The following is a 24,662-nucleotide window of genomic DNA, read 5'->3' on the forward strand; positions in this document are numbered from 1 at the left end:
GCAGTGGGCGTTCATCCAACTGGCATGAACGTTGGTCTCATGGTAACGTCGTTCGGTGACATCGACCTCGCCGACGTCGCGGTTCGCGCAGAGGAACTATCCTACGACGCCGTCTGGGTCGGCGAGCTCTGGGGCGAAAGCGGCGTCGTCCAGCTGACCGAGATGGCCTGTCGAACGGACGAAATCGATCTCGGGAGCGCGATCCTGAACGTCTACTCGCGGTCGCCGGCCGTTCTCGCGATGACGGCCGCGTCGCTTCAGCGGGCCTCGGACGGCCGTTTTACCCTCGGTGTCGGCACGAGCACGCCGAAGGCCGTCGAGGACCTCCACGGGATGGCGTTCGATCGGCCCGTCCGGCGGGCCCACGAGACGATCGAACTCGTCCGCGAGTTCACCGCGGCCGACGGCGGGCGGGTCGACTACGACGGGCAACTGCTCGAGGCCGCCGACTTCCCCGCCCTCGAGACGCCGGTGTCGATCTATCACGCCGGGCTCGGTCCCGCCAATCGTCGCGTCGTCGGCCGTCTCTGTGACGGCTGGATTCCACACAACATCCCCTTCTCGCAACTCGACGACGCCTTCGAGGAGGTCGCAGGCGCGGCTCGAGAGCGCGACCGCGACCCAAGCGAGATCACGATCGCACCCTACGTGCCGGCGGCAGCCAGCGAGGACGCCACCGAGGCCCGCGAGACGCTGTGCCAGCACGTCGCCTACTACGTCGGCAGCGGGGAGGGGTATCGCCGGGCGGTTTCGATGGCGTACTCGGAACGGGCAGACCGCATCGCCGAGGCCTGGCGCGACGGCGACAAACGCGAGGCCACGGAGCTGGTCACCGACGAGATGCTCACGGATCTCGGCGTCGCAGGGACCCCCGAGGAGGTCCGCGAGCAGTTCCGAACGCTCGTCGACGAGACGGGGATCGATCACCCGATCGTCGTCGTCCCGGAGCCTGCCTCGGAGGACGTGATCGAGACGACGATCGAGGCGCTCTCCCCGGAACGACTGTAGACCCGGTCCACTCGAGCGGTCTCGTCGGAGCCGTCGATCAGTCGAATAACAGTTTTTCGACCCTGAAAATCCCGGTACGACGCTTTTGGAGCGACCGGTCGACAGTCCCGACGAGGAGTCGTCCTCGGATTCCATATGTCGGAGCCAAAGACGAACTACACGGACTTCATCGGTGAGGTACAGCATCGCATCGAAGCGGGAACGCAAGCCGAGGCCGTCCGCACGACGCGGGCCGTCCTCGAGACGATCGGCGAACGCGTCGACGAGGGTGGCGCGACCGACATCGCCAGTCCGCTGCCCATGGAAATCGACCGGTATCTGTTGCACGTCGATCACAGCCAGCAGTACGACTTCGACGAGTTCGTCGAACGGGCCGTCGACCGGATGAACTACGACGATCTCGACCTCGAGACGGCGTACGGAAAACCGTCGGGCATCGACGAAGCCGAGGCCGTCTATCGGATCAAGGCCGTGACCGCACTCCTAAGCGAGACGGTTCCCGGCGGCGAGATCGCCAACGTCGAGGCACAGTTCCCCGAGGAGTTCGAGGAAATCTTCGAACTGGTCGACGCCGAGACCCAGCCCTGGGAGCACCAGGAGACGTGACGGCACGGACGTCGCGGACGACCGACGTGGCGGTGACGTTCGCCTTCTCGAGTCGCCCTCCATCGACGCTCGATTCGACGATCTGTCGGTCGAACGCGCCGATCGGTCGGCGACACCGTCCTATGATCGGACGGGTTTTTACCCTGACGCAAGATATTAGATCAACGTATTTATACTATCGATTTTATGTCCGATAGCGCTGGATAGGTTCGTATGCAAGAGCGCGGCCAGGAGAGTGTCGTCGTTCCCGCAATCGCGCCGAGTTCAGTCGCGTGTATCCGGTCGCTGAGCCGTCGCGGCGTTCGAACGATCGCAGTCTCCGAAACCGAAACCGCTCCCGAGTTCGCCTCCCGCTACTGCGACGAGTCGTACGTGGTCCCCGACCCGGCGGACGATTTCGTCGGCTACAGGGACGCGCTGCTCGGACTCGCGAAGCGATCCGACGTCGCAGCGATCGCGCCGATTCGGGACGAAGACGTGTGGACGCTCTCGCGATATCGCTCGGCGTTCGCCGACCACCTCAGACCACTCTGGCCGACGCTCGAGACGCTACGGACGGTCTACGACAGAACGCAGTTGATCGAGGCCGCGTCTACAGCGGGCGTCGCAGTTCCGGAGACGCAGCCACTCGAGGCGGTCGACGACTGGAACCGCGAGTCGATCGTCAAACCCCGATACGTCGTCCTCACCGACGAGTTCGTCGACGGCGTGTCACCGACGGAGCTCGTCCACCCGGGGTCGGTGCGCTTTCTCGAGCCTGGCCGCGAGCCGGACCGGGACGCGATCCGTGAGGAGCTGGGCCACGAGCCGATCGTCCAGGAGTACGTCTCGGGGCCGGAGTACGCACTCTGGGCACTGTACGACCGCGGCGACCCAGTCGCGACGTGTCAGAAACGCCAGCTCCGCGGGTATACGTACGCCGGAAACACGAGCGTCGCCCGACAGACCACGTCGATCCCCGCCCTCGAGCGGGCCGGACGGGCGATCCTCGACGCCCTCGACTGGCATGGGCCCGCCTCGGTGCAGTTCGTCAGGAACGAAGCGACCGGCGAGTTCACCCTCCTCGAGATCAATCCGCGGTTTTGGGTGTCGGTGTCCTGTCCCGTCCAGGCTGGCGTCGACTTCCCGTACTACTTCTGGCAACTCGCTCGCGAACAGCCAGTTTCGACGCCCTCGACGTACGAGACCGACGTCGCGACACACCTGATACGCGGCGAGTTGCTCCACGTATCCAGCGTTTTGCGGGAGGACAACCCGTTGGTCGAGCCGCCGCCGCTGTCGGCCGCGATCTGGGAGGTCGCGACGTCGATCGCCCGCCAGCCGAACTTCGATTACCTCCGCGCCGAGGATCCGCTCCCCTTCGTCTACGACACCTACAACACCGTACGCGAGGGACTCTCGCTCCTCGCCGACGTCCCGTCGTCGTGGAGCCTCCCGGCTCGACGAGACGAACGGACGACCGACGAGGAACGCGACGAGCGCACCGAGACTCGCGTGGGGCGATAACCCGATCCGCGACCGATTTCGACCCATCGTTCGAAAGTTATCGGTAGGCACAGACAACGTACGTGCCGTTTTCGAAAATCAGATCAGTCAGTGGTATTCCGCCATGTTCGAGTATCGAAGGAAAAAGTTATTCAATACGCCCCTGTGATGTGTGGTCAACCACAGGTGACGTAAGATGGTCAAAATGGAAACGGCAGAGCTGGAAACCGATCTAAGTCTGTTCAAATACGACAATCTCGAGCAGCTACCGCCCCGATACCGGGACCTCGAGGCCGAGGAGCGGACCGAACGTATCGAAGCGGCACTCGAGGAACTCGGCGACGACGTCGTGATCCTGGGACACAACTACCAGCGACGCGAGATCGTCGAACACGCCGACTTCGTCGGCGACTCCTATCAGCTCTCGAAGGAAGCAGCCGAAGCCGATGCCGAGTACGTGATCTTCGGCGGTGTCACGTTCATGGCCGAGAGCGCCGATATCATCACGGACGACGACCAGACGGTGATCCTCCCGAGCATGGAGGCGTCGTGTCCGATGGCTGGAATGGCCGAAGCACTGCAGGTCGACAGCGCGTGGGCCGAGATCACGGCGGCGGCGCCCGACGCCGACATCATCCCGATCACGTACATGAACTCCTATGCGGACCTGAAGGCCTTCTGTGCGAGCCAGGGCGGACTCGTCTGTACCTCCTCGAACGCCCACAAGGCCTTCGAGTACGCCTTTGAGAAGGGCGATAAGGTCCTCTTTCTCCCGGACAAACACCTCGGAGAGAACACCGCACACCGACTCGACATGGAAGACGAGATCGTCCAGTGGGACCCGTGGGACCCCGAGGGCAAAGACGCCGACGAGGTCGCCGAAAGCGACATCATCCTCTGGGACGGCTACTGCCAGGTCCACGAACGGTTCCAGGTCGAGCACATCGAGGCGATTCGCGACGAGCACCCCGACGTGAACGTCGTCGTCCACCCCGAGTGTCGCCGCGAGGTCGTCGAGGCCGCCGACGTCGTCGGCTCGACCGCGACGATCTGTGAGACCGTCGAAAACGCCGACCCAGGCGAGAAGTGGGCGATCGGCACCGAGATCCACCTCACCAACCACCTCCAGCGCTGGCACCCCGAAGTCGAGGTGCTGCCGCTGTGTGGCGACGCCTGCATGGACTGCAACGCTATGCGCCAGATCGACCCCAACTACCTCACCTGGGTGCTGGAGGAACTCGTCGAGGGACGCGAACGGAACGTAATCGAGGTCGCGCCCGAGGAGAAAGAACTCGCGGAAGTCGCCCTCGATCGCATGCTCGAGATCTAAGCCAATGACCGAACCACGACCCCACGACACGACGGACGTCCTCGTCGTCGGCAGCGGCATCGCGGGCTGTGCGGCCGCGCTAGCTGCCGCACGCGAGGGCGCAGAGGTACTGCTGGTGACCAAAGCAAAGCGTCCCGACGACGCCAGCACCGACTGGGCTCAGGGTGGGATCTCGACCACCCGCGGCGATCCCGACTCGCTGAAGCGGGACATCCTCGAGGCCAGCGACGGCACCGCCGATCCCGACGCCGTCGACGTCCTCGTCGAAAACGCCGACGACGCCGTCGAGGACGTCCTCCTCGAGACACTCGGGATCGACTTCGACGAGACGGGCGAAGGCGAGTTCGACTACACGCGGGAGGCCGCCCACTCCGACTACCGCATTCTCCACGTCGACGCCGCGACGGGCACCCACATCCTGCGGCCGTTTCTCAACTACGTCGACGGCCACGACCGGATCGAGGTGCGCCAGGATACGGCCGCACTCGAGTTGCTCACCCACGAGGGGCGCGTCCACGGCGTGCTGACCGACGGTGCGGAGACGGGGAAGCCGATCTACGCCGGCGCGACGGTCCTCGCCACCGGCGGGATCGGCGCGCTCTACACCCGCTCGACGAACCCCGACGACGCGACCGGCGACGGCATCGCGATGGCCGCTCTCGCCGGGGCCGACGTCGCGGACCTCGAGTACGTACAGTTCCATCCGACCGCCTACGCCGGTGAGGACCCCTTCCTGCTGTCGGAAGCGCTGCGCGGTGAAGGGGCCGTCCTCCGAAACGGGGACGGCGACCCGTTCATGGACGACTACCATCCACAGGGCGACCTCGCCCCGCGGGACGTCGTCGCCCGCGCCGTCGAGGCTGAACGCGAGGAGACCGGCGCGGTCGTCCTCGACGTCGGGACGCTCGAGGGCGAGTTCGAAGCCGACTACCCTGCCATCGCCGAGAAGTGTCGCGAACGCGGCGTCGAGGGCGAGGAGATTCCCGTCGCACCCTGCCAGCACTTCCTGTGTGGCGGTATCGACGTCGACGACCGTGGCCGGACCACTCTCGATCGGCTCTACGCCGTCGGCGAGTGTGCCCGAACGGGCGTCCACGGCGCCAATCGGCTGGCGAGTACCAGCCTGCTCGAGGGGCTGGTCTGGGGGCTGCGGGCCGGCGAGGACGCCGTCGGCACGGAACCCGCAGTCGTCGAGGCATCCGAACTCCGCGACAGCGACCCCGACCTCCCCGAGCGTTTCGCCGCCGAGAAGTTCACCCGACTGCGACAAACGATGGACGAGTATCTCGGCCTCGAGCGCGATCCCGAAGCGATCGCCCGCGCCAGCGCCGTCCTCCGGCGGCTCAAGGGAGAAGTCGACGCCTACATCCGCACCCGGACGGCTCGTGACCTCTACGAACTGCGCAACGCAAGCGTCGTCGCCTTGCTGATCGCGCGTGCGGCGAGTGAGAATACCGACTCTACGGGCTGTCACTACGTCGTCGACGACGCCGACGAACCGACGGCGGAACCCGAACCCCCCGCCGACGACTGACCATGATCACCGACACGCAGATCGAACGCTGGCTCCGCGAGGACGTCGGCCACCACGACGTCACGAATCAGGTCCCCGGCGAGACGACTGGCCGACTCGTCGCGAAGGAGGGAGGCGTCGTCGCCGGTCTCGAGGCCGCGACGGCCGTCTTCGACTACCTCGGGGTCGACGTCACCGAGCGCCTCGACGACGGGACGACCGTCGAGTCGGGCGACGTGGTCCTCCGCGTCGAGGGGCCCGCACGCGAGGTCCTCCGGGGCGAACGCGTCGCCGTCAATCTCGCGGGCCACGCCGCCGGGATCGCGACTCAGACGAGCGACGCCGTCGACCGCGCCCGCACCGAAAGCGACGACGTCCGCGTCGCCGCGACCCGCAAAACCACACCCGGCCTGCGGGGCCTCGAGAAGCGCGCCGTCGTCGCCGGCGGCGGCGACACCCACCGGCTCGATCTCTCTCACATGGTGATGGTCAAGGAGAACCACATCGAAGAACTCGGCCTCGAGGGGGCGATCGAGCACTTCCAGGCGCAGACGTCGTTCGCGACGAACGTCGACGTCGAGGTCGAGACCGTCGAGGACGCCCCGCGGGCGGCCGCGGCGGGCGCCGACGTCGTCCTCCTCGATAACATGACGCCCGAAGAGACGCGCGAGGCCGTCTCGCTGCTTGCGGAGTACGACGACGTGTTAGCCGAGGCCAGCGGCGGGATCACGGTCGAGACCGTCGCCGACTACGCCGCGACCGGCGTCGACGTCGTTTCGATGGGATCGCTGACTCACTCGGCGCCGTCGCTTGACCTCTCGTTTCGGACCGGCGAGTAGCGCTCACGTCGTCGTCACTGATATCTCGCCGACCCTGTTTGGCGATCGGCGGGACAGCGCTCCAGCAGTCCGTCTCACTCGAACCACGAGAGCAACCGACCCCAACTCCAGACGACCAGGACAGCGACCGCGACGACGAGCAACGCGTACAGCGGCACCGCGTCGGCCGCGGGACCGTGTTCCGGCAGAAACGGAAGTGGGCTCGAGCGACGTAGTCGACGGAACGAGACGGAAGCGTCGTCCCAGACGGACTACTGGAAACCAGTCCCGGCACAACCCCGTCCCGGGCTGTGGTTGCGCCGGGAAATCGGTCCAGGGATCCGTATCAGCCGTCGTTGTGTTTGACGATCGCGAACCAAAACTCCTCGATCTCCTGGACGAACTCGATGAACTCCTCGGGTTCGACCGGCTTGCGGATGTACTCGTCCGCCTCGAGGTCGTGTGACTTGACGATTTCCTCGCCGACCGTCGAACTCGTGAGCACGACGACTGGAATCTCACACAGCGCGGGCTCGTTGTTCAGTTCGGCGAGGACCTCCATCCCGCTCGTTCCTGGCAGTTGTGGCTCGAGCAGCACGATGTCCGGCTGGGGTGTGTCGTCGTATTCGCCGCGCTGGTAGACGAAATCGAGCGCGTCTTCGCCGTCGACGACGGCGTGGATCGTGTTCACGAGTTTCGCATCCCTGAAATTCTCCGTAAAGAGCCGGGTGTCCCCGGGGTTTGGCTCGACAAGTAAGATATCGACCGTTTCGCAACGGTCGTCGCTCGAGTCGGCTGCTGGCGTCATACCCATACATAAAGCCCCACGGGGAAAACAGCAACTCTCACATCAGCGAGAGGGTTCGAAAGTCGACAGTATCAACGCCGACGAATTGTCCGGTCAACTCGTCGCTCACGGACTATTCGAAATCCACGAACGTAGTCGCCGCTCACGAGTTGTTCGCGGCGACATGCGAGGGTTGGGATTTGAACCACGCGAAGACGATCACCTCGCTTCGCTCGGTGCTGCGACTTCTCTGATTCAAATCCAAGAACGTAGTCGCCGCTCACGAGTTGTTCGCGGCGACATGCGAGGGTTGGGATTTGAACCCAAGGACCCCTACGGGAGCGGGTCTTAAGCCCACCGCCGTTGGCCTGCTTGGCTACCCTCGCTCAGAAGCGCAGTTAAATGTAGGGGCCCATTAGGAATGTGCGTTTCGATGTTGCCTCGAGGACTACCAGTCGACGCTCAGCGTTCCGTCGCCGTGGGGATCGGGGGCGACCTCCTCGTCGGTTCGCCGGTCGACGACGTGGATACAGCCGTCGCCTTTCTTTGCCGGGCAGACGTCCGCCGCACGGACGTTGTGCGCGAGGTCGTCCTCGTCGATGAAGTACGTCCGGGGCTGGGCGATGCCGGAATCGATTGACATCTCCCAGTTGTCACTGACCTCGGCGCATTTGCCCGCGCCGAAGCACTTGTTCGCCTCGAAGATGATCTTGTAGGGCTTTTCTTCGATCGGAGGCGCATCCGACGATCCGACGTCGCTCGCGTGCTGGATACCGTCGCTCATTGGCAGGTGATTCGGCCGCGTCCCCTTTCACATTACGGTCGGGAGGGGGTTTCGGCCGCCGACACCGGCGTCTTCGGCTCGGGGAGATCGTACGTGACGCCAGTCAGTTCGCTCGAGACCGCCCACAGCCGATGGGCCGTCTCGCGATCGTACGACCGATCCGAGGAGGCCAGGCGTTCGGGCGGACCGCGCATGTTTCCGAGCCCACCAGGCCCGTAGTAGGCGCCCCCCTCAGCGTCGGGCGCAGTGGCAGCGTACAGCGTCGGGAGCGCTCCGCGTTCGGGAGACTGGGCCAGCACGGCGTTCATGAGCCGGCGGGCGGCCGTCCGCAGCCACGTCCCCCGACCCTCGACGCCGCGAAACTGTAGTCGGGTGTCGGCATAACCCGGGTGGACGACGATGCTCTTGGCGTCGACGCCCGCGGTGAGAAAGCGACGCTCGAGGTCGTATGCAAAGAGAACGTTGGCGAGTTTCGACTGCGCGTAGGCGTCCCACCGGTCGTAGGACCGTTCGCCGTGGAGATCGTCGAAGTCGATCTCGCCGCGTTCGTGGAGGGCACTCGAGACGGTGACGACGCGTGCGGCGGGCCCCTCGAGTACCTGCTCGAGTACCAGGCCGGTCAGCGCGAAGTGGCCGAGGTGGTTGACCCCGAACTGGGTCTCGAACCCGTCGTCAGTCTCCCGGCGCGGGATCGCCATCGTTCCGGCGTTGTTCACGAGGACGTCGATCGGGTCGTCGAGGCGGTCGGCAAAGGCGTGGATCGACTCGAGACTCGCCAGGTCACAGGCCTCAACACGCAGGTCAGCGTCGGGAACGTCCTCGCGAACGTCGGCTGCGGCCCGTCGACCGCGGTCGGTGCGCCGACAGGCCATGACCACGCTGGCGCCGTTGCGCGCGAGTTCGCGGGTCGTCTCGAGACCGATCCCGCTGTTCGCTCCAGTGACGACGATCGTCCGCCCTTGCTGGTCGGGAACGTCGTCGGCCGTCCAGTCCATATCCGGACCCCAACGCCGACGATCCTAATACTAGCGTCCACCGGCTCGAGAACGACGGGTCGACGGACCGCTCGCGTCGTCAGGGTCGCTCCTCGAGGTCGGGAATGGCGTTTGCGACCTCCGCACGCTGCAGGTCGCGTTCGAAGAAGTCCCGTCGCTGGCGCATCGTCTCCTCGTCCCACTCCCACCACTCGAGTTCGAGGAGCCGTTCCCGGACGTCACGTGGGAACCGCCAGCCGATCCGTTCGGCCGGGACGCCGGCGACGATCGCGTACGGCTCGACGTCCTCGGTGACGACCGAGCCGGCGCCGACGATGGCGCCGTCGCCGATCGTCACGCCGGAGAGGACCGTCACTCGCGTCCCGATCCAGACGTCGCTGCCGACCGTGATCGGCCCCTCCTCGGCCGGCGGAAGATCGCTATCGAGGACTTCCTCGTAGAAGCGGATCTGCTGGGATGGCTTCGACGTCTCGTGGTTCGTCTGCTGGAAACTCGTCCGTCTGGCGATCGCACAGTAGTTGCCGATCTCGACGTCGCCGATGAGATCGCAGTTTGGCTCGAGGTTCGTCCGCCTGCCGATCGTCACGTCGCCGCCGGCGACACAGCCGCGACTCAAGCGCGTGTACGGACCGAGATCGACCTGTCCCCGGAGTAGACACCCCATCGCGATGCGGGCCGAAGGCGCGATCTCGAGATCTGCCGCGTCGAGATACCGGTTCGCCACTCCGTGGGTTACGGACGGATACCCCAGTACCGATAGCCCCCGTTCCAGCAGCGTTTCGGGTAACTCCATACTGGAGCCTCGAGCGACTCCCTAAAAGCAATCTGTCAGCTACACTGCACAGTCAGGGCAACAAATTCCTGAAAGACGATACTACCGGTTTCAGTTGGCGGATACAGGCCCGATAACGGAGACAACGCGACGTTATCGTGCCAAACGGATCACTCGTAGTCGACCGAGACCGACTCGAGGACGACGTCCTCTTTCGGTCGGTCGTTGGCGTCGGTGTCGACGGAACCGATTTCGTGGACGACGTCCATGCCATCGGTGACCTTGCCGAAGACGGAGTGGCGGTCGTCTAAGTGTGGCTGGGCATCGAGCGTGATGAAAAACTGCGAGCCGTTGGTGTTCGGTCCGGAGTTGGCCATACTCAGGATGCCCTCGTCGTCGTGGCGCAGTTCCTCGTGGAACTCGTCGTCGAACTGGTAGCCGGGGCCGCCGCGACCGGTCTCGGTCGGGTCGCCACCCTGGATCATGAAGCCCTCGATGACGCGGTGGAACGCGACGTCGTCGTACAGCGGCTCGCCTTCGACCTCCTCGCCCGTCTCGGGGTCGGTCCAGGTCTTGCCGCCGGTCGCGAGGCCGACGAAGTTGTCGACGGTGCGCGGTGCGCGCTCGTCGTAGAGTTCGACCTCGATATCGCCTTTGTTCGTGTGGAGTGTCGCAGTAACGTCTCCCATACACCCCGAGACGGCGGGCCGACGGAAAACGATAGTGGTCTCGAGTCACGACGGGCAGAGAGCAATGTGGAGACGAATGGCAGCAGGCGGCCGCAGGTACATACCGCGGGACGTAGAACATCGGGCTATGACCGCCGGCACGCACACGGCCGACGACGTGGTGCTCGCACGACTGCCCTCGAGCGTCAATATCACGACGACGGTACATACCTATCGTGGCGCCGACGAGGGACCGACGCTGTACGTGCAAGCGGCCCAGCACGGCCGCGAAATCAACGGTACCGAGACGCTCCGACGATTTCACGACCAGTTACCTCTCGAGGAACTCTCGGGAACGATCGTCGCGGTACCCGTCGCGAACCCGTTGACCTTCGATCTCGTCACGTATACCACGCCGGAGAAGCTCGACAGCGTCAACCCCAACATGAACCGGGTCTGGCCGGGCAACGAAGACGGGAGCCTCCACCAGCGGATGGCCGCGACGCTCTGGACGGAGATCGAGGCGGCCGACGCCATCGTCGACCTCCATACGGGGAGCCCCGACATGCTCCCCCACGTCGTCTATCGGGAGGGCGACGAAACCGCACGCGACCTCGCCGAAGCGTTCGGAACGGAGCTGTTACTCTCGGAGGAGGCCGACGACGACGCCGACGAGGAGTGGCACCGCCGCGGCTTCGCCGGCAAACTCCGCGTCGCCGCCGCCGAGGAGGGGATTCCGTCGATTACGCCCGAACTCGCGTACAACAAGCAGATCCTCGAGGGCGCTGTCGAGATCGGCGTCGACGGTCTACTAAACGTCTGTCGACACCTCGGGATGCTTCCCGGCGAGATACCCGACCACGATCAGACGATCGCCCGCAACCACCTCGGACAGGTTACCGCCGAGACGGGCGGCCTGTTCCGGCCGAAGCCGTCGCTCGAGGTCGGCCAGCGGATCGAGAACGGGACGTGGCTCGGAACGGTGTACGACCCGATGACCTACGAGCCGCTCCAGGAAGCGACGGCGGACCGCGACGGCATCCTCTATACGCTCACCCAGGAGTCGACGGTCGTCGGCGGGGACAAACTCGCCAGCGTCGCGCTGCTCCGCGAAGAGTGACCGACAGCGGATCCCGAGACGATCACGGAGACGAAGAACGTCGAAGCACCGACGGGACGTGACGACAGGAGACCGTATCAGAACGCCCGCAGGTCTTCGAGGACTGCCACTGCACTGCCGTCGGCGATGACGTCGCGGGCTCGCTCGAGGCCGTCCGCGAGACTGTCGACGTCGTCGCGGGCGTACATGCGGACCGCGCCGTTTAGCGCGATGGCGTCGGCGAAGTGATCGTCACGCTCGCCGGCGAGAACTGCTTCGGTGATCGTCGCCGAGTCGGCGGTGACGTCGTCGACCTCGAGATCCTCGGCTTCCATCTCCATCCCGTACTCGGCGGTCTCGATCTCGTAGTCCTCGAGTTCGTCGTCGCCCCGGTTCCACTCGGCGACCTTCGTATAACCGGGCCGGATGTCGTCGTAGCCTTCCATCCCCTGGAAGAAGATCGCCCGCGAGACCTCGAGTTCCGCGCTCTCCTGGAGCAGCGAGACCAGTTTCTTGGCGAACGCGAGGTGGTAAAACGAGCCGAGATGAACGTCGGCGTCGGCGGGGTTGGCGACGGTTTCGATGGTGTTTACGAACGTGCGAACACCCATCTCGTCGCGCCGGTCGTAGAGGCTGTGGATGCCGGGATTGAACGCGGGCTGGTAGTAGAAGCCAAAGCCCGTTTCGTCGACCATATCGGCGCTTTCGGTGGGCTCGAGTTCGGTTCGAACGCCGAGTTCGTCGAGGACGTGTTTGTACGCCGTCTCCTTCTGTGTGGGGACGCGATCGCCGGAGTGGACGACGACGGGCGTGCCCGCAGCGGCGGCGACGAGACCAGCGCCGACACCCAGTAGGGCCGAGGAGTGTTTGCCGTCGTAGTTCGCACCGCAGTCGACCGGGTCGGCCTCGGGCTGGGCAGTCACGACCGACTCCTCGCGCATGACGTCGGTGTAGCCGGCCAGCTCCACGGGAGTGTTTCGCTTCCAGCGATTTGCCAGCCAGAACGCACCGAGAGTGGTCTCGTCGGGTTCGCCGGCGAGAATACGCTGTAGGGCTTCGCGAGCCTGGGCCCGCGTCATGTCGTCGGCCGACTTCGGGCCGGAGCCGACGACCGCCGTCAGCAGCCGTTTGAGCGGCCAATCGCCGAACGTATGAGATGGCGTCGTCATGGCTGGAGTTGCGGTCGGCCCTCGCAAAAGACTCCCGTTTCCGGCGATGTCAGCGGCTATCGATGACGTCGCCGGCGATCGACGGCTGGAGACTACAGTTCGATCGCCATCATCACCTCGTCGATGTACTCGTCGCCGAGTTTGTAGTGGTCTTCACGGACGGCTTCGATCGTCCAGCCTCGATCCTCGAAGAACTCGATCGCTGCCTCGTTCGTCGAGGGGACGCTCTGATAGACTTTCTCGTGGCCTCGCGAGCGGACCCACTCGAGGGCGCGATCGAGCAGTTCGCTCCCGATTCCCATCCCGCGATATTCCTCGAGGACGCCGAGTGTGAGTTCGGCAGTGTGGCCGAGTTTCTCGAGGTTCGGCAGGTGGAGATGCGCCCAGCCGACGACCTCGTCGTCGACGGTCGCGACGAAGAACATCCGCGACTCGTACTCGTTGCGCCGCAGGAGGACGTCCTCGTGGTCGAGTTCGTCAGCGACCGTCTCGGCTTCGATGTAGGTCATCTCCTCGACGACCTGACGCATCGCGCCGATGATCCCCGAGAGGTCCTCCTGGCGGGCCGACCGGATCGTGACCTCGATATCGTCGGCCGTAATCTCCGATCGTTCGTCTTCGACGTCGATCGCGATACGAAGCGTTCCGTCGTCGTCTTCCTCGAGATAGCCGTCGCGCTTGAGGATCGCGACGTCGTGTCTGAACGCCCGCGAGTGTTGGGGGTCGCCGGGCGGATCGTCCGGGAACAGCTCCCTGCGGACCCGTTCTCGAGAGACGGCGCCGTGGGCTTCGACGTACTCGTAGATACTCGTTCGCTCGGTGTCGTCGATCGCCGCTGGTTCAGCCATTCCCATGGTTGGTGATAACGCCTGCCACAATAATAATCGTTTCAATGGTCGGCTCCGGCGGACTATTCGAACGCGAGACCAGTCGGACGAACGTACGTTCCGAACGCTCCGTGTCGGTAGCAGCGAACCCACGTGTGGGAAGCAACTCGAGGCGTCGCTCGAGAGACGACGCATCGAGTCGAGTTGCTCGACCCCGCGTGAGGTGGCGAAGACGGGTGCGCAGAGTCGAATGCCAAGGCCGCCGTTCTGGTGGGTACTGTCGGACAGCAGTCAGTGAAACGTCGGTCGCAAATTCGCGACCGATCGTCGAATCGTGCTGTCCGACAGTGTGAGTAGTCGACGGGGGAGAGGGCCCGTCGACCGCCGAGTGGGGGGAGTGGGTGCTGGTCGTGATCGGGTCGGCCCGTCGACCCACGTGCGCTCCGTCGATCACCGTCCGAATCGGACGGCATTCGCCTTTCAGCGTCCCACGGCACAAACGACATGCCTTACTAGTTGGGTCTGTGGGAGTGATCCGGACCGCCCGAGTCGAACTGCCTACTCGAGACCCTCATAAAGTATATGATGCGATACGAAATCGAGCAATCCGATCACGACTGCCGGTCGAGATTGCTGTTCGGAGCGCTGCACTCCCTCGATCGATTGTTGATTTGACCGTGGAGCCTGCAGGCGGGACGGTCAGTTACACCAGCGGGTGACGAGAGCGGGACGTCTCCCTCGAACCACCGCCCGAGAAGTGGCTCTGGCTTTATTCCGGTTGCCATCGAAGACGACGGCAGGCGGGCGACGCTCGCCACGGACCACTATGCCACGACACGTCCTCGTTCCAGTCGACGGATCGGTCCACTCGTTCGGTGGACTCGAGTACTGTCTCCAGTCGTTTCCGGACGCGACGGTCACCGCGGTCTACGTCGTCGATCCGGCACACGATCACGAAGCAAGCGTCGGATCGTCGGCGTCGACGGCCGACAGCGCCGACGACTACGGCGAGCGAGTGCTCGATCGCGCGGTCGATCACGCCGAACAACACGACCGCGAGATTCAGACGTATCTCCGGACCGGAACCCCGCATACGGAACTGCTCGCGATCGCCAACACCGACGTCGACCACGTCGTCATGGGCAGCCACGGCGAATCGCCGATCGTCCGACCGTTCCTCGGTCGCGTCAGCGAGGCCGTCGTTCGGCGCTCGCCCGTCACGACGACGGTCGTCCCCGAGCCGGCGACGGACGTCCGCGATCGTGAGCTCCCTGGGACGGTCCTGGTCCCACTCGACGGCTCCGAACAGGCCGAAGCCGCACTCGCCTATGCCCTCGAGACGTTTCCCGACGGCGAGTTTACCGCGTTTCACGCGCTCTCGCTCCCGTTCGACCGGCCGCGAGACGACGTTCAGGGAACCTACCTCGAGGAGATCATGGACGACCGCGAGCGCCGCGCCGAAGCGATCTTCGAGTCGGCACAGGCCATCGCCGACGAGCACGACGTGAGCCTCGAGACGGAAACGGACGGGGACTCGCCGTCGAACGCGATCGTCGAGTACGCCGACGAAAACGACTACGACCAGATCGTTATGGGCAGTCACGGCCGCTCGCTTGCGGCCCGGCTGGTCACGGGGACCGTCGCCGAGCGAGTCGCGCGGCGCTCGCCCCAGACGGTCACGCTGGTCCGGGGAGCGCCCACGGAGGACTGATACTGTCGGACAGCACGGTTCACCGTCGGTTGCACGACTGCGGCCGTCTCCAACGGTGACAGCCGTGACGTCGCGACCGACGGCTCACTGACTGCTGTCCGACAGTATGATCGCTCGGACGTCACGCGGGCCGACAGCGGACGATTTCGACCGGAAACCGCCAGACCGTTCCCGTCCGCGTCTCGAGGTCTCGAAAGCCGGCCTCGAGAAGTGTCTCCCGAAGGTAGATCGGCCGACAGTCGACGTACGTCGGCGCGAGTTCGTGGACTGTTTCGTACACCCACGTAAGGGGACCGTCACCCCGACGGGAAAGCGAGACGACACAGAGTCGCCCGGCTGGGTCGAGGACGCGGTGCCACTCCTTGAGGACGCGCATGATCGCGGGCGTATCGAAGAGTTCGAGGACGAAACTCGCGAAGAGTGCGTCGAATACGTCGTCACTGAACGGCAGCGTCGTCGCGTCGCCGGCGATCACGGTACCGGTCTCGAGGCCAGCGTCGGCAAGCGCCCGCCGCGAGACGCGACACATCCCCTCGGCGATATCGATTCCGACGGCCGTCCCCGACGGACCGACGGCTCGCGCGAGTTCGACGAGGGCCCGACCGGTTCCACAGCCGACGTCGAGGACGCGTTCGCCCGGACTCGCATCGAGGACCTCGAGCCCCGCCGCTCGCGGCTGCGCCTCGAAGGGGTCGGCGACGACGTCGTACCAGCCGCTGAGTGTATCGTACCAGTCCCGGGCGGCCGTCTCGGGTCTGGTGACGGGGGCGATCGGTCCCGGTGGGTCGGCCGACGGGTCGTCCGAGCGCCGGGGAGACGAGTCGGTGGCCGCCGGGTCGTCGTCGGTCACTCGGTCGCCAGTTCGACTCCCTCGAACAACGGGTCGAAGTCGTCGGGGAGCTGGTTTCGGACCTTCTCGATGTTTCCGGCCGGGACGATCTCGGCGACGATGGCGAGTAGCTGCTGGGCGTGGTAGTTGGCGTCGGCCCGATCGACGCCCTCGCGCTCGGCGACTCGATCGAGGAACTCCTGATAGTCGAACCGCTGGCCGTGGTCGGCCTCGGTGAGGTACCGATCGATCTCCATCGGTAACGGACTGGCGAGATCCGTCGCTTCGCCCTCGTGGAGCCGTTCGCCGAGCGTCGTCAGGACCGCTCGGGTCGACCGCACCGCCTGCCCGAACTGTGCGTACTCGAGTCTGTGCTGGACCTGGCCGATGAATTCCTTGTAGTTCATGGTCGTGTTCGTGGGTCGGAGTCCGTGTTCGTCTGTTGCAGTCCATGTGAGACGGCCATCCGGGAATCGGACGGTCGACGTCTCGAGGCGAGCACGACGCTCTCCCGGGCCGAATGACGCCGTCGAGCCCGATAGCTGTACGTGTGGACGCACGGACCGCTCAGATCGTTTTCGGCGCGAGCGCGACCCGTCGGGCGGTCGCGCCGGGATATCGCTACAGGATTTCGTATCGAGGACGGTCGAATCACCCCTCGTCTTCGTGTGCCCACGTCGTGATCGTCTCGTAGTCGCCGGGTGGAACGGGACCATCGAGCAGTGGATCGTCGGTCTCGACCATCCACTCGTGTAGCTGTCGGGCGAGGTCCGTCCGGACGTCCTGATACGTCGGTTCGAAGACGACGTTGTCGTCCTCCTGTGGACTCTCGTGGAGATCGTACAGCTCCTCGTAGGGCCGCGTCGGAACGCCGTCGGTTTCGCGGACCGTTCGGCCTGCCTCGCTCGCGAAGATGTCTTTCGTGAGATACACACTCGGAAGATGCCAGAAGTTGCGGACGTACTTGTACCGCTCCGTCCGGATCGCACGGACCGGATTGTACATGTCGTGCCAGGTCATCCCGGCGAAGATCCGGTCGCGTTCCCGATACTCGTCGCCGTCGGCCAGCAGTGGCCGAAAGCTCCGGCCGTCTATGTCGTCCGGAACGTCGACGTCGACGATCTCGAGCAGCGTCGGCAGGACGTCGACGTTGCTGAGCAGTTCGTCGTACCGTGTTCCGTCGTCGGCAACGCCGGGATAGCGAACGATCAACGCCGCTTCGATCCCGGGATCGTAACAGCTCCCCTTGGCCCGGGGGAACGCGATCCCGTGTTCAGTCGTGAAGACGATGAGCGTCTCATCCTCGAGGCCGGCCTCCGACAACGTCTCGAGGATCGTCCCGATCGCGTCGTCGACGGCGGACACCATCCCGTGCATCTCCGCCAGATCCTGTCTGATGCCACGGCGATCGGGGAGGTATGGAAGCGGTCGGACTGCGTCGGGATCGTCGGTCTCGTAGTGGTCGCTGTCGAACCCGAACCGACCGTTGTCCTCCTCGACGCGGTGGAGTTCGAAGAAGCCGATCGACGCGAAAAAGGGTTCCTCGAACGCGTCCCGCTCGAGAAAGCCCGAGACGACCGACGCGACGGTCCGCGCCCGATTCGCCTGGTGAACCGACGGCGCGACGCCGGGATAGAGGTTCCCCTCCGAGTGGACGTAGTCGTAGCCGAGTCGATCGGTGTCCTGGGTGATGTGCTGGAGACCGAACAGGTGGGTCTCGTAGCCGACCTCGCTGAGATAGTGCGGGAGGATTCGTTCGCCTTCGTGTAGTTCCCAGTCGCCGTGTGCAAGCCCCATCAGCCCGTTGACGTGGGGATGTCGGCCGGTCATGAGACTGCCTCGGCTGGGCGAGCACTGTGGCGCCGTCACGAAGTGGTTCTCGAAGAGGGCCCCGTTTTCGGCAAATTCGTCGATGTGTGGCGTCTCGATATCGACACCGTAACAACCGAGATACCGTCCGAGGTCGTGACACGTGATCAGCAGGAGGTTCGGGCGCGAATCGTCCATAGCCAGTAGCGCATTCCACCACGACCGCCCGGATAACGGTTGTGCGCTCGTCACTCGACGGAAGCCGACGCTGCGTCGGCGCCGCCGGTCATTCGAGTGTCCTGACGGTCAGTACCGGAACCGCCGCGTTCGGAACGACTCGTTGTGAGACGCTCCCGACGACGAGTCGCTCGAGGTTCGACTTGCTCTCGGTCCCCATCACCAGCAGATCGACGGCTTCGTCGGCGACGTACTCGAGAATGACGTCGGTAGACGGGCCACGCATGACCGCCTTCGTCGTCTCGATTCCACGGTCGGCCGCCCGCTCGGCGACGCCCGCCGTCGTCTGCTCGCCGTGTTTCACGAACGCCTCGCGGAGCTCCGCACTCGGGGAGTCCATGTCGACGGCGTACAGCGCGTGAAGCTGTGCGTCACAGGCGTCGGCGAGGTCGATCGCGTTCTCCGTCGCCGCCGTCGTCCCCGTCGAGCCGTCCGTCGCGAGACAGACGTCGTCGATGCGGTCGTCGTCCCACGAGCCGTCCACACCGACCGTGAGCACTGGTCTCCGTGCCTCCCGGATCACCTCGAGGGCGACGCTTCCCAGTAGCGCCTGTCGCAGCCCGGTCCGGCCGTGGGTGCCGACGACGATCGCGTCGACGTCCGCCTCGTCGGCGTAGGCGAGGATTTCGGTCGCCGGACGGCCCGAGCGGACGACGGCGTCGGCGCTACAGCCGGCCTCGAGCGCCCGGGACGCGACCGATTCCGCATCCGCCTCCCGCCGTTCGTGGCGTTTCGTCTCGTCGCCCCGCCGATCCTCGGCGACTGACAGGGCGTGCACCGTCGCCTCGAGCGTTCGGGCGAGCGAGATCCCCGCGGTCGCGGCGTCGGTCGCCACGTCGCTGCCGTCGGTCGCGATGAGTACGTCGTCGTACATACGGCTCCGTACAGCGACCACGGCCTTTGCTCTGTTGGCGGTTCCCGCAGCTGTGGACGATCCGTTAACTGGGTCGCCGTGGAGGGATCACGTATGGGTGACTCGCTCGACTCGCGCCAGCGCGAGCAGTATTCGCGCCAGCTCATGATCGATTCGATAGGGGAGTCCGACCAGCAGCAACTGCTCTCGAGTCGTGTCCTCGTCGTCGGTGCTGGCGGGCTCGGCTCGGCAGCGATCCAGTATCTCGCGGCAGCCGGCGTCGGGACGATCGCGATCGTCGACGACGGACACGTCACGCGCTCGAACCTGCAGCGACAGATCGTCCACACCCTCGACGACATCGGCGAACCGAAAGTCGACAGTGCAGCCCGGTTCGTCGAAGCGCGCAATTCCGACGTCACGGTCGAACGACACGCCACCCGGATGACAGTGGACGTCGCCGAGTCGCTGTTCGAGGAAGCCGACGTCGTCGTCGACGCCGTCGACGGGTTCCCGACGCGATTCATCCTCAACGACATCGCTCGGCTCGCCGGCATCCCGTTCGTCCACGGCGCGGTGTACGCCTTCGAGGGGCAGCTGACGGTATTTCGCCCCGGCGGTCCCTGCTACCGGTGTCTCCTTCCAGCAGTTCCGGACGCCGACGTGGCACCGTCGGGCGAGCCGATGGGGATCTTTCCGACGGTCCCCGGGACGATCGGCTGTCTCCAGGCAACCGAAGCGCTCAAACACCTCCTCGAGGTCGGCGAACCCCTCGACGATCGGCTGTTGCGCTACGACGCGACGGACGAGACGGTCCTCCGGACGCCCCTCGAGCGCGATCCCGACTGTCCCGTCTGTGGACCCGATGGGATCGACTCGATCGACGACCTCGAGTACGACGACCGGTATCGCATCGAGCGCTGACGGACGACGCCCCAGGAGACGTCTCATCGAGAGAGAATTTTGCTCATTTTATTGACATATTTTTATTATACTCCCGGGAAAAAGCGCAGTATGTCCAGTGAGAAATACGGCGTCGTAATGGACGAGGATGAGATAGCTGACTTTTTGGAGGCGCAAGGAATCGGAACGCTGTCCATGGGGAACGAAACGGGCGGATACGGGATTCCGATGTCGTTTGGATACGATCGCGCCGGGGATCGGTGTCTCCTGAACCTTTCGTTCGGGGGCGACGACACGAAATCGGAGTACCTCAAAGAGGGCAACCAGGTGACGCTTTCGACGTACGAGTGGCACGACGTCGACGAGTGGCGAAGCGTCGTCGTTCGTGGCACACTCGAGGAGGTTTCGATAGCCGAAAACCCCCACGTCGCAGGGATTTTCGCGGCGTATTCGAAGCTCGCTTCGCGAGACGTGTTCCAACAACCGCTCGAAGAACTCGACTTCGAGTGGTACGAGTTGCAGATCGAGGACGTACACGGACGACAGGCCGTCGAGTAGTCGTGCCGGCGACAGCCACGTACTGCGGACGAAGGGGTGACCGGAACTATCGGACCGACGGAGGAACGGACGGCGGTGTCCTCGTCGGCGTTCGAACGACGGCGGTGGTCCTCCTCGCAGCGGACACGCGGACGAGTCGCGGCGGAGTGGTGACGAGCGACGAGACGCGAAAACTCGAGGCGGTTCATCCGTCGGCCGCCATCGGTTCACCCGGTGCGCTCGGTGACACCGCGTCGGTCGTCAGGGAACTCCGTGCCGAAGTCGATCGCTACGAGGACCGTCACGGACACCGGATGCGCGTCCCCACCCTCGCGACGGTCGCCGGTCGGAAACTCCGATCGAGGACCCCACCGGGTGCGACCTTCGTTCTCGGCGGCGTCGACGAGACCGGATCGTACGTCTTCACCGTCGGCGGCGAGGAGGGGGTCCTCGAGGCCGACTACGCCGCCGAAGGGAGCGGGCGGGAGGCCGCCGCTGGCGTTCTCGATCGGCGTTACGAGGAGTCGCTCTCCCTCGAGACCACACGATCGATCGTCGCCGATGCCCTCGAGAGCGCCGTCGAACGCGACGCCCGGACCGGCCCCGCAGTGGATCTCGCGGAGATCCGCGAGGGAGGGGTCACTGGAAAGCGATACGACTCGATCGACGCTATCAGACCCTGACGAGACACCGTGGGATCGGTCAGCCGACGGGCACCGTCAGCACCGGGACATCGACCGTTCGGACGACTCGCTCGGTCGTACTGCCGAGGAGATACCTGGGCAGTCCACGCCGTCCGTGGGTCCCCATGACGATCAGGTCGGCCTCGATTTCGTCGGCGTACGCGACGATCGTCTCGTCGGGTGCTCCCTCGCGGACGACCGTGATCACCTCCACGTCGTCCAGTCGACGGGCGCGTTCGTCGACGGTCGTGACCGCGCGTTTTGCCTCCGTCTCGAGGGGTTCGATCGTCGCCTCGAAGTCGTCGCGGTCGCCGACGTAGTCGACCTCGAGCAGTTCGGCGACGTCGATTACAGACAGTGCGTAAACGGTGGCATCGTACTGCCGTGCGAGGTCGAGGCCGTAGTCGATCGCCCGCTCTGCCGTATCGCTCCCGTCGGTCGGAATGAGGATCGTATCGTACATGTTCATGGCAGGTGTGGTCGGAAAAACGGCCTCGAAACGGATATAGTACCAACTGAGAGAGTGGCAGAACAATTCATAGTTTTCTTTGAGGGCTCTTCATGCTGTTGGACAGCACGATTCGACGATCGGTCGCACGACTGCGGCTGTCCCGACGGTGACGGCCGCGAGTTCGCGACCGACGGCTCACTGACTGCTGTCAGACAGTATCAGGGACTGACAGATATGTGGTGGTGAATAGCGGACGCGAATGTGGCACAGACTACTACTTCCGGACAACACGATGCACACACCGATCGCACTCGAGACGCGATCGGGTGTGTACTGACTGTTGTCCGGTAGTATAAGGAGCTATCAACGGGGGAAGTCAACACTCACTGCGTTCCAAACAATTCCCAATGTGTCTCGGAGGTCGTAATTTTTATTCTATGTAGAGGCTAAACACAGCAAATGAAATTCTATCTCATTGCATTAATCAATGTTCTCCCGATAGGATTGCTCTACTTTGGTTTCAGTGCGGAAGAAGTGTTGTTCGCCTTCTGGTTGGAAATGGTTGGTTTTGTGGTTATATATTCACTACTTTGTCTTTTCGTACCTCCTGAGCGTGAAGACGAAGAACAAGAATCCACCCCTCTCACAATCTCAGTGCCATTTGTCTCCAGTCGCGTTGGATCAGCCCAGCCTTTTGATCGCATCCCACCGATTTATTTCGAGAGCGTAAAGTACACTACAGGAGGAATTTTTCTTGGAGGCGCATTCTGGGCCGTTTCGGGCACAATCCTCATCGATTATTCAACGCCAACAATAGCCTGTCATACAATAGCTCTCGATCGGTCCATTTCGCGCGTTCATCTTTGAACAGAAACTGAAATGCGGTGTTCCCTGAATCAGGCGTGAGATGAAGCAGTCAAAATCACTGCGTGGAGGGTGTGAGTCGTATTCTATGACACGCTGTCAATGATTTCATAGATAAGAATAGGATCGAATTTGGATCAGTTCGAGAATCTGTCCCGTAAGAATCAATCGGCAGCGCGTATCCACGCCCTAAAAAACGATGGTATTGTGCCGGATTATCATATAATAAACCACCCTCTGGTGACATGTTCATTTGATGCTGATTATCTTATAATCTGAATACTCGATCAAGAATTAAATTATTCTTTCCACCTACTAATGACCAAAATGCAGTAATGGATCGAAAAACCAGACGCTCAATCTTGAAGACAAGTGGCATAGCACTAGCAGGAACAGCACTCACAACGTCCGTTTCCGCAAATGGACAGAACGGTGAATTCCCTGATGAGCTGGACGAGGACGACCTTGATGATGAAGATCTCGAGGACCTCCGGAAGTTGGAAGATGGAGAACTTGGGTCTCGGAGTCCAGACGACGACGAGATCAGCCTTTCAAGTGAGACCATCTCTCCACTAAGCACGAGTGACGTCAACACTGAAAACCTCACGTACATAGACAGCCTCGAAGATGGTGGAGAAATCGAGTCAGATCAAACCGGGATCACCCTCGGTTACTCAGACCACTTCCTCCACTTCTACCGTGGGGATGAGACGGACGACAACGGGAACTACCTGTACTACTTCGTCTTCTACACCCAAGGAGACCCACGTACTATTGCTGGAGTCAACCATCTCGAACATGAGATTGAGCTAGATGACAGTGATTGGAACATCACTGAATTCGCCCCTGACAGTACAGTGGGCGATGACTGCCAAACAACCACTCTTGAAGTTGGTCTTGAATACGAGGGTGTCGGAATGAGTGCAGCAACAGACATTGAAGTCTGTACTGGAGAACTGTCCCCTCACAGTGGCATCAGCCTCAATGAATGGGGCTTCGAATGGACCACCCCGACTTGGGGACATGGTGGATGGGGCACCAATCAATATGCAAAAGGCGTAGCCCACTTCCGAGCTGACGAACTCCTGGGCGAATTCGACCTCCAGACCAGTATTGATTGGGACCCATATGCAGAAATGATCTCAGCATAGAACAGCCAAGCAATATCGACAGATTATTACCGCTCGCTCTCCATTTTTCAAAACATGAAAATATTTACTAAATTATCTATTTGGTGTATAGTATTAACAGTATCTGTAGCGTTCTATATCTTATCCGACCCGCTATTATTCGTATTCACTCTCGGTATTGGGATCGTTGCACTAATAGGGGTCAAAATCATCTACACCATCCCTGCTGATCTGAGGGTTAAAGTTGGAACAGTAGCTGCGCTGTGTGTTGTAGGTGCAGGTGTATTCTCCCCCGTCGCAATTCAAGAAGCTGCAAACTATTGGGAACTCAGTGCAGAACTGGCCCTATCCATAACAGCAGTCGCTATTGTTGGTATTCTTGGGGCCTCTCTCGAAACCATTCGCCGCCTCCTCCCGCAAAACGGAGTGGCCTAACCCAAGCGAATGGTCATGGGCCAGGTCGCTAGCCTTTTAGCCTGTCATACAATAGCTCTCAATCGGTCCATTTCGCGCGTTCATCTTTGAACAGAAACTGAAATGCGGTGTTCCCTGAATCAAGCGTGAGATGAAGCAGTCAAAATCACTGCGTGGAGGGTGTGAGTCGTATTCTATGACACGCTGACGCCAACAACCCAGATTGATGGCGGTAGATTTGATCAACCTATAGCTGGCTACATTTCAACACTTACCGATACTGTTACTGCAGAAGGATTCCTTATTGGCTTGTTGCTATTTATGTTTCAGCTGATGTTTGCAATATGGTTCCTGAGAAAAGATATAGAACTCCTTTCAGG

At 63.1% G+C, this 24,662-nt stretch carries 26 protein-coding genes and 1 tRNA gene; 14 read left to right on the forward strand and 13 right to left on the reverse strand.

Annotation, left to right across the window (positions count from 1 at the left end):
* Nucleotides 1–24 precede the first annotated feature (24 nt).
* The 6 genes from RBH26_RS19015 (at nucleotide 25) to nadC (ending at nucleotide 6,781) form a co-directional block, all read left to right on the forward strand.
* Nucleotides 25–1,008 (forward strand): LLM class flavin-dependent oxidoreductase, encoded by a 984-nt coding sequence (locus RBH26_RS19015; protein ID WP_306759952.1) that lies wholly within the window; start codon nucleotides 25–27, stop codon nucleotides 1,006–1,008.
* A gap of 135 nt (nucleotides 1,009–1,143) precedes the next feature.
* Nucleotides 1,144–1,614, forward strand: a complete 471-nt coding sequence (locus RBH26_RS19020) for a DUF2267 domain-containing protein (RefSeq protein ID WP_306759953.1) — start codon at nucleotides 1,144–1,146, stop codon at nucleotides 1,612–1,614.
* 213 nt (nucleotides 1,615–1,827) lie between these two features.
* On the forward strand, nucleotides 1,828–3,120 hold the full coding sequence (locus RBH26_RS19025; protein ID WP_306759954.1) for an ATP-grasp domain-containing protein: 1,293 nt from the start codon (nucleotides 1,828–1,830) through the stop codon (nucleotides 3,118–3,120).
* A gap of 175 nt (nucleotides 3,121–3,295) precedes the next feature.
* Complete coding sequence (gene nadA / locus RBH26_RS19030; RefSeq protein ID WP_306759955.1) at nucleotides 3,296–4,429, forward strand: quinolinate synthase NadA; 1,134 nt, start codon at nucleotides 3,296–3,298, stop codon at nucleotides 4,427–4,429.
* A 4-nt stretch (nucleotides 4,430–4,433) separates the two neighbouring features.
* Nucleotides 4,434–5,963 carry an FAD-dependent oxidoreductase gene (locus RBH26_RS19035; RefSeq protein ID WP_306759956.1) on the forward strand — a complete coding sequence of 510 codons (1,530 nt, stop codon included), beginning with the start codon at nucleotides 4,434–4,436 and terminating at the stop codon, nucleotides 5,961–5,963.
* A 2-nt stretch (nucleotides 5,964–5,965) separates the two neighbouring features.
* Nucleotides 5,966–6,781 carry a carboxylating nicotinate-nucleotide diphosphorylase gene (gene nadC, locus RBH26_RS19040; RefSeq protein WP_306759957.1) on the forward strand — a complete coding sequence of 272 codons (816 nt, stop codon included), beginning with the start codon at nucleotides 5,966–5,968 and terminating at the stop codon, nucleotides 6,779–6,781.
* Between the two features lie 325 nt (nucleotides 6,782–7,106).
* On the opposite strand, the gene RBH26_RS19045 is transcribed toward nadC, so the two are convergent.
* From RBH26_RS19045 to RBH26_RS19070, 6 genes are all read right to left on the reverse strand, one after another.
* Complete coding sequence (locus RBH26_RS19045; RefSeq protein WP_306759958.1) at nucleotides 7,107–7,568, reverse strand: response regulator; 462 nt, start codon at nucleotides 7,566–7,568, stop codon at nucleotides 7,107–7,109.
* Nucleotides 7,569–7,849: 281 nt separating this feature from the next.
* Nucleotides 7,850–7,933 (reverse strand) — tRNA-Leu (locus RBH26_RS19050).
* Nucleotides 7,934–7,995: 62 nt separating this feature from the next.
* Complete coding sequence (locus RBH26_RS19055; protein WP_306759959.1) at nucleotides 7,996–8,331, reverse strand: ferredoxin; 336 nt, start codon at nucleotides 8,329–8,331, stop codon at nucleotides 7,996–7,998.
* 32 nt (nucleotides 8,332–8,363) lie between these two features.
* A complete protein-coding gene (locus RBH26_RS19060; RefSeq protein WP_306759960.1) occupies nucleotides 8,364–9,326 on the reverse strand; it encodes an oxidoreductase in 963 nt (320 codons plus the stop codon).
* A gap of 79 nt (nucleotides 9,327–9,405) precedes the next feature.
* Nucleotides 9,406–10,119: a CatB-related O-acetyltransferase gene (locus RBH26_RS19065; RefSeq protein ID WP_306759961.1), complete on the reverse strand. Its 714-nt coding sequence runs from the start codon at nucleotides 10,117–10,119 to the stop codon at nucleotides 9,406–9,408.
* 149 nt (nucleotides 10,120–10,268) lie between these two features.
* Nucleotides 10,269–10,787, reverse strand: a complete 519-nt coding sequence (locus RBH26_RS19070) for a peptidylprolyl isomerase (protein ID WP_306759962.1) — start codon at nucleotides 10,785–10,787, stop codon at nucleotides 10,269–10,271.
* Nucleotides 10,788–10,914: 127 nt separating this feature from the next.
* On the opposite strand from RBH26_RS19070, the gene RBH26_RS19075 reads away from it, so the two are divergent.
* Complete coding sequence (locus RBH26_RS19075; RefSeq protein WP_306759963.1) at nucleotides 10,915–11,886, forward strand: succinylglutamate desuccinylase/aspartoacylase family protein; 972 nt, start codon at nucleotides 10,915–10,917, stop codon at nucleotides 11,884–11,886.
* A gap of 77 nt (nucleotides 11,887–11,963) precedes the next feature.
* Here the strand turns inward: RBH26_RS19075 and RBH26_RS19080 are convergent, their stop codons facing one another.
* Both RBH26_RS19080 and RBH26_RS19085 read right to left on the reverse strand, forming a co-directional pair.
* Nucleotides 11,964–13,034, reverse strand: coding sequence for an anthranilate phosphoribosyltransferase (locus RBH26_RS19080; protein ID WP_306759964.1), 1,071 nt, complete (start codon nucleotides 13,032–13,034; stop codon nucleotides 11,964–11,966).
* Between the two features lie 92 nt (nucleotides 13,035–13,126).
* The gene (locus tag RBH26_RS19085) at nucleotides 13,127–13,888 is read right to left on the reverse strand and encodes a GNAT family N-acetyltransferase (RefSeq protein WP_306759965.1); all 762 of its coding nucleotides are present in this window, start codon (nucleotides 13,886–13,888) and stop codon (nucleotides 13,127–13,129) included.
* Nucleotides 13,889–14,687: 799 nt separating this feature from the next.
* Here RBH26_RS19085 and RBH26_RS19090 point away from each other — a divergent pair.
* Entirely contained in the window at nucleotides 14,688–15,572 is an 885-nt protein-coding gene (locus RBH26_RS19090; protein WP_306759966.1) for a universal stress protein, read from the forward strand.
* A 121-nt stretch (nucleotides 15,573–15,693) separates the two neighbouring features.
* On the opposite strand, the gene RBH26_RS19095 is transcribed toward RBH26_RS19090, so the two are convergent.
* The 4 genes from RBH26_RS19095 to RBH26_RS19110 all read right to left on the reverse strand — a co-directional run bounded on the left by RBH26_RS19095 (nucleotide 15,694) and on the right by RBH26_RS19110 (nucleotide 19,321).
* Nucleotides 15,694–16,422, reverse strand: a complete 729-nt coding sequence (locus RBH26_RS19095; RefSeq protein WP_306759967.1) for a methyltransferase domain-containing protein — start codon at nucleotides 16,420–16,422, stop codon at nucleotides 15,694–15,696.
* Nucleotides 16,419–16,808 (reverse strand): DUF2267 domain-containing protein, encoded by a 390-nt coding sequence (locus RBH26_RS19100; RefSeq protein WP_306759968.1) that lies wholly within the window; start codon nucleotides 16,806–16,808, stop codon nucleotides 16,419–16,421. The genes RBH26_RS19095 and RBH26_RS19100 overlap by 4 nt, the downstream gene beginning before the upstream one ends.
* 244 nt (nucleotides 16,809–17,052) lie before the next feature.
* Complete coding sequence (locus tag RBH26_RS19105) at nucleotides 17,053–18,408, reverse strand: sulfatase (protein WP_306759969.1); 1,356 nt, start codon at nucleotides 18,406–18,408, stop codon at nucleotides 17,053–17,055.
* Nucleotides 18,409–18,496: 88 nt separating this feature from the next.
* The gene (locus RBH26_RS19110; protein ID WP_306759970.1) at nucleotides 18,497–19,321 is read right to left on the reverse strand and encodes a universal stress protein; all 825 of its coding nucleotides are present in this window, start codon (nucleotides 19,319–19,321) and stop codon (nucleotides 18,497–18,499) included.
* Between the two features lie 93 nt (nucleotides 19,322–19,414).
* Between RBH26_RS19110 and RBH26_RS19115 the strand changes: the two genes are divergently transcribed.
* From RBH26_RS19115 to RBH26_RS19125, 3 genes are all read left to right on the forward strand, one after another.
* Nucleotides 19,415–20,224, forward strand: a complete 810-nt coding sequence (locus tag RBH26_RS19115) for a ThiF family adenylyltransferase (RefSeq protein WP_306759971.1) — start codon at nucleotides 19,415–19,417, stop codon at nucleotides 20,222–20,224.
* A gap of 90 nt (nucleotides 20,225–20,314) precedes the next feature.
* On the forward strand, nucleotides 20,315–20,761 hold the full coding sequence (locus RBH26_RS19120) for a pyridoxamine 5'-phosphate oxidase family protein (protein ID WP_306759972.1): 447 nt from the start codon (nucleotides 20,315–20,317) through the stop codon (nucleotides 20,759–20,761).
* A gap of 2 nt (nucleotides 20,762–20,763) precedes the next feature.
* Nucleotides 20,764–21,423: a proteasome subunit beta gene (locus RBH26_RS19125; RefSeq protein WP_306759973.1), complete on the forward strand. Its 660-nt coding sequence runs from the start codon at nucleotides 20,764–20,766 to the stop codon at nucleotides 21,421–21,423.
* A gap of 19 nt (nucleotides 21,424–21,442) precedes the next feature.
* Here RBH26_RS19125 and RBH26_RS19130 read toward each other — a convergent pair whose 3' ends face one another.
* Entirely contained in the window at nucleotides 21,443–21,886 is a 444-nt protein-coding gene (locus tag RBH26_RS19130; protein ID WP_306759977.1) for a universal stress protein, read from the reverse strand.
* A 447-nt stretch (nucleotides 21,887–22,333) separates the two neighbouring features.
* Here RBH26_RS19130 and RBH26_RS19135 point away from each other — a divergent pair, with 447 nt between their 5' ends.
* From RBH26_RS19135 to RBH26_RS19145, 3 genes are all read left to right on the forward strand, one after another.
* Nucleotides 22,334–22,741: a DUF6498-containing protein gene (locus RBH26_RS19135; RefSeq protein ID WP_306759974.1), complete on the forward strand. Its 408-nt coding sequence runs from the start codon at nucleotides 22,334–22,336 to the stop codon at nucleotides 22,739–22,741.
* A gap of 332 nt (nucleotides 22,742–23,073) precedes the next feature.
* Nucleotides 23,074–23,889 (forward strand): hypothetical protein, encoded by an 816-nt coding sequence (locus RBH26_RS19140; RefSeq protein WP_306759975.1) that lies wholly within the window; start codon nucleotides 23,074–23,076, stop codon nucleotides 23,887–23,889.
* A 54-nt stretch (nucleotides 23,890–23,943) separates the two neighbouring features.
* Nucleotides 23,944–24,303, forward strand: coding sequence for a hypothetical protein (locus tag RBH26_RS19145; RefSeq protein ID WP_306759976.1), 360 nt, complete (start codon nucleotides 23,944–23,946; stop codon nucleotides 24,301–24,303).
* Nucleotides 24,304–24,662: the final 359 nt, after the last annotated feature.

Source organism: Natronolimnohabitans sp. A-GB9, from assembly GCF_030848565.1.
Classification (GTDB): domain Archaea; phylum Halobacteriota; class Halobacteria; order Halobacteriales; family Natrialbaceae; genus Natronolimnohabitans.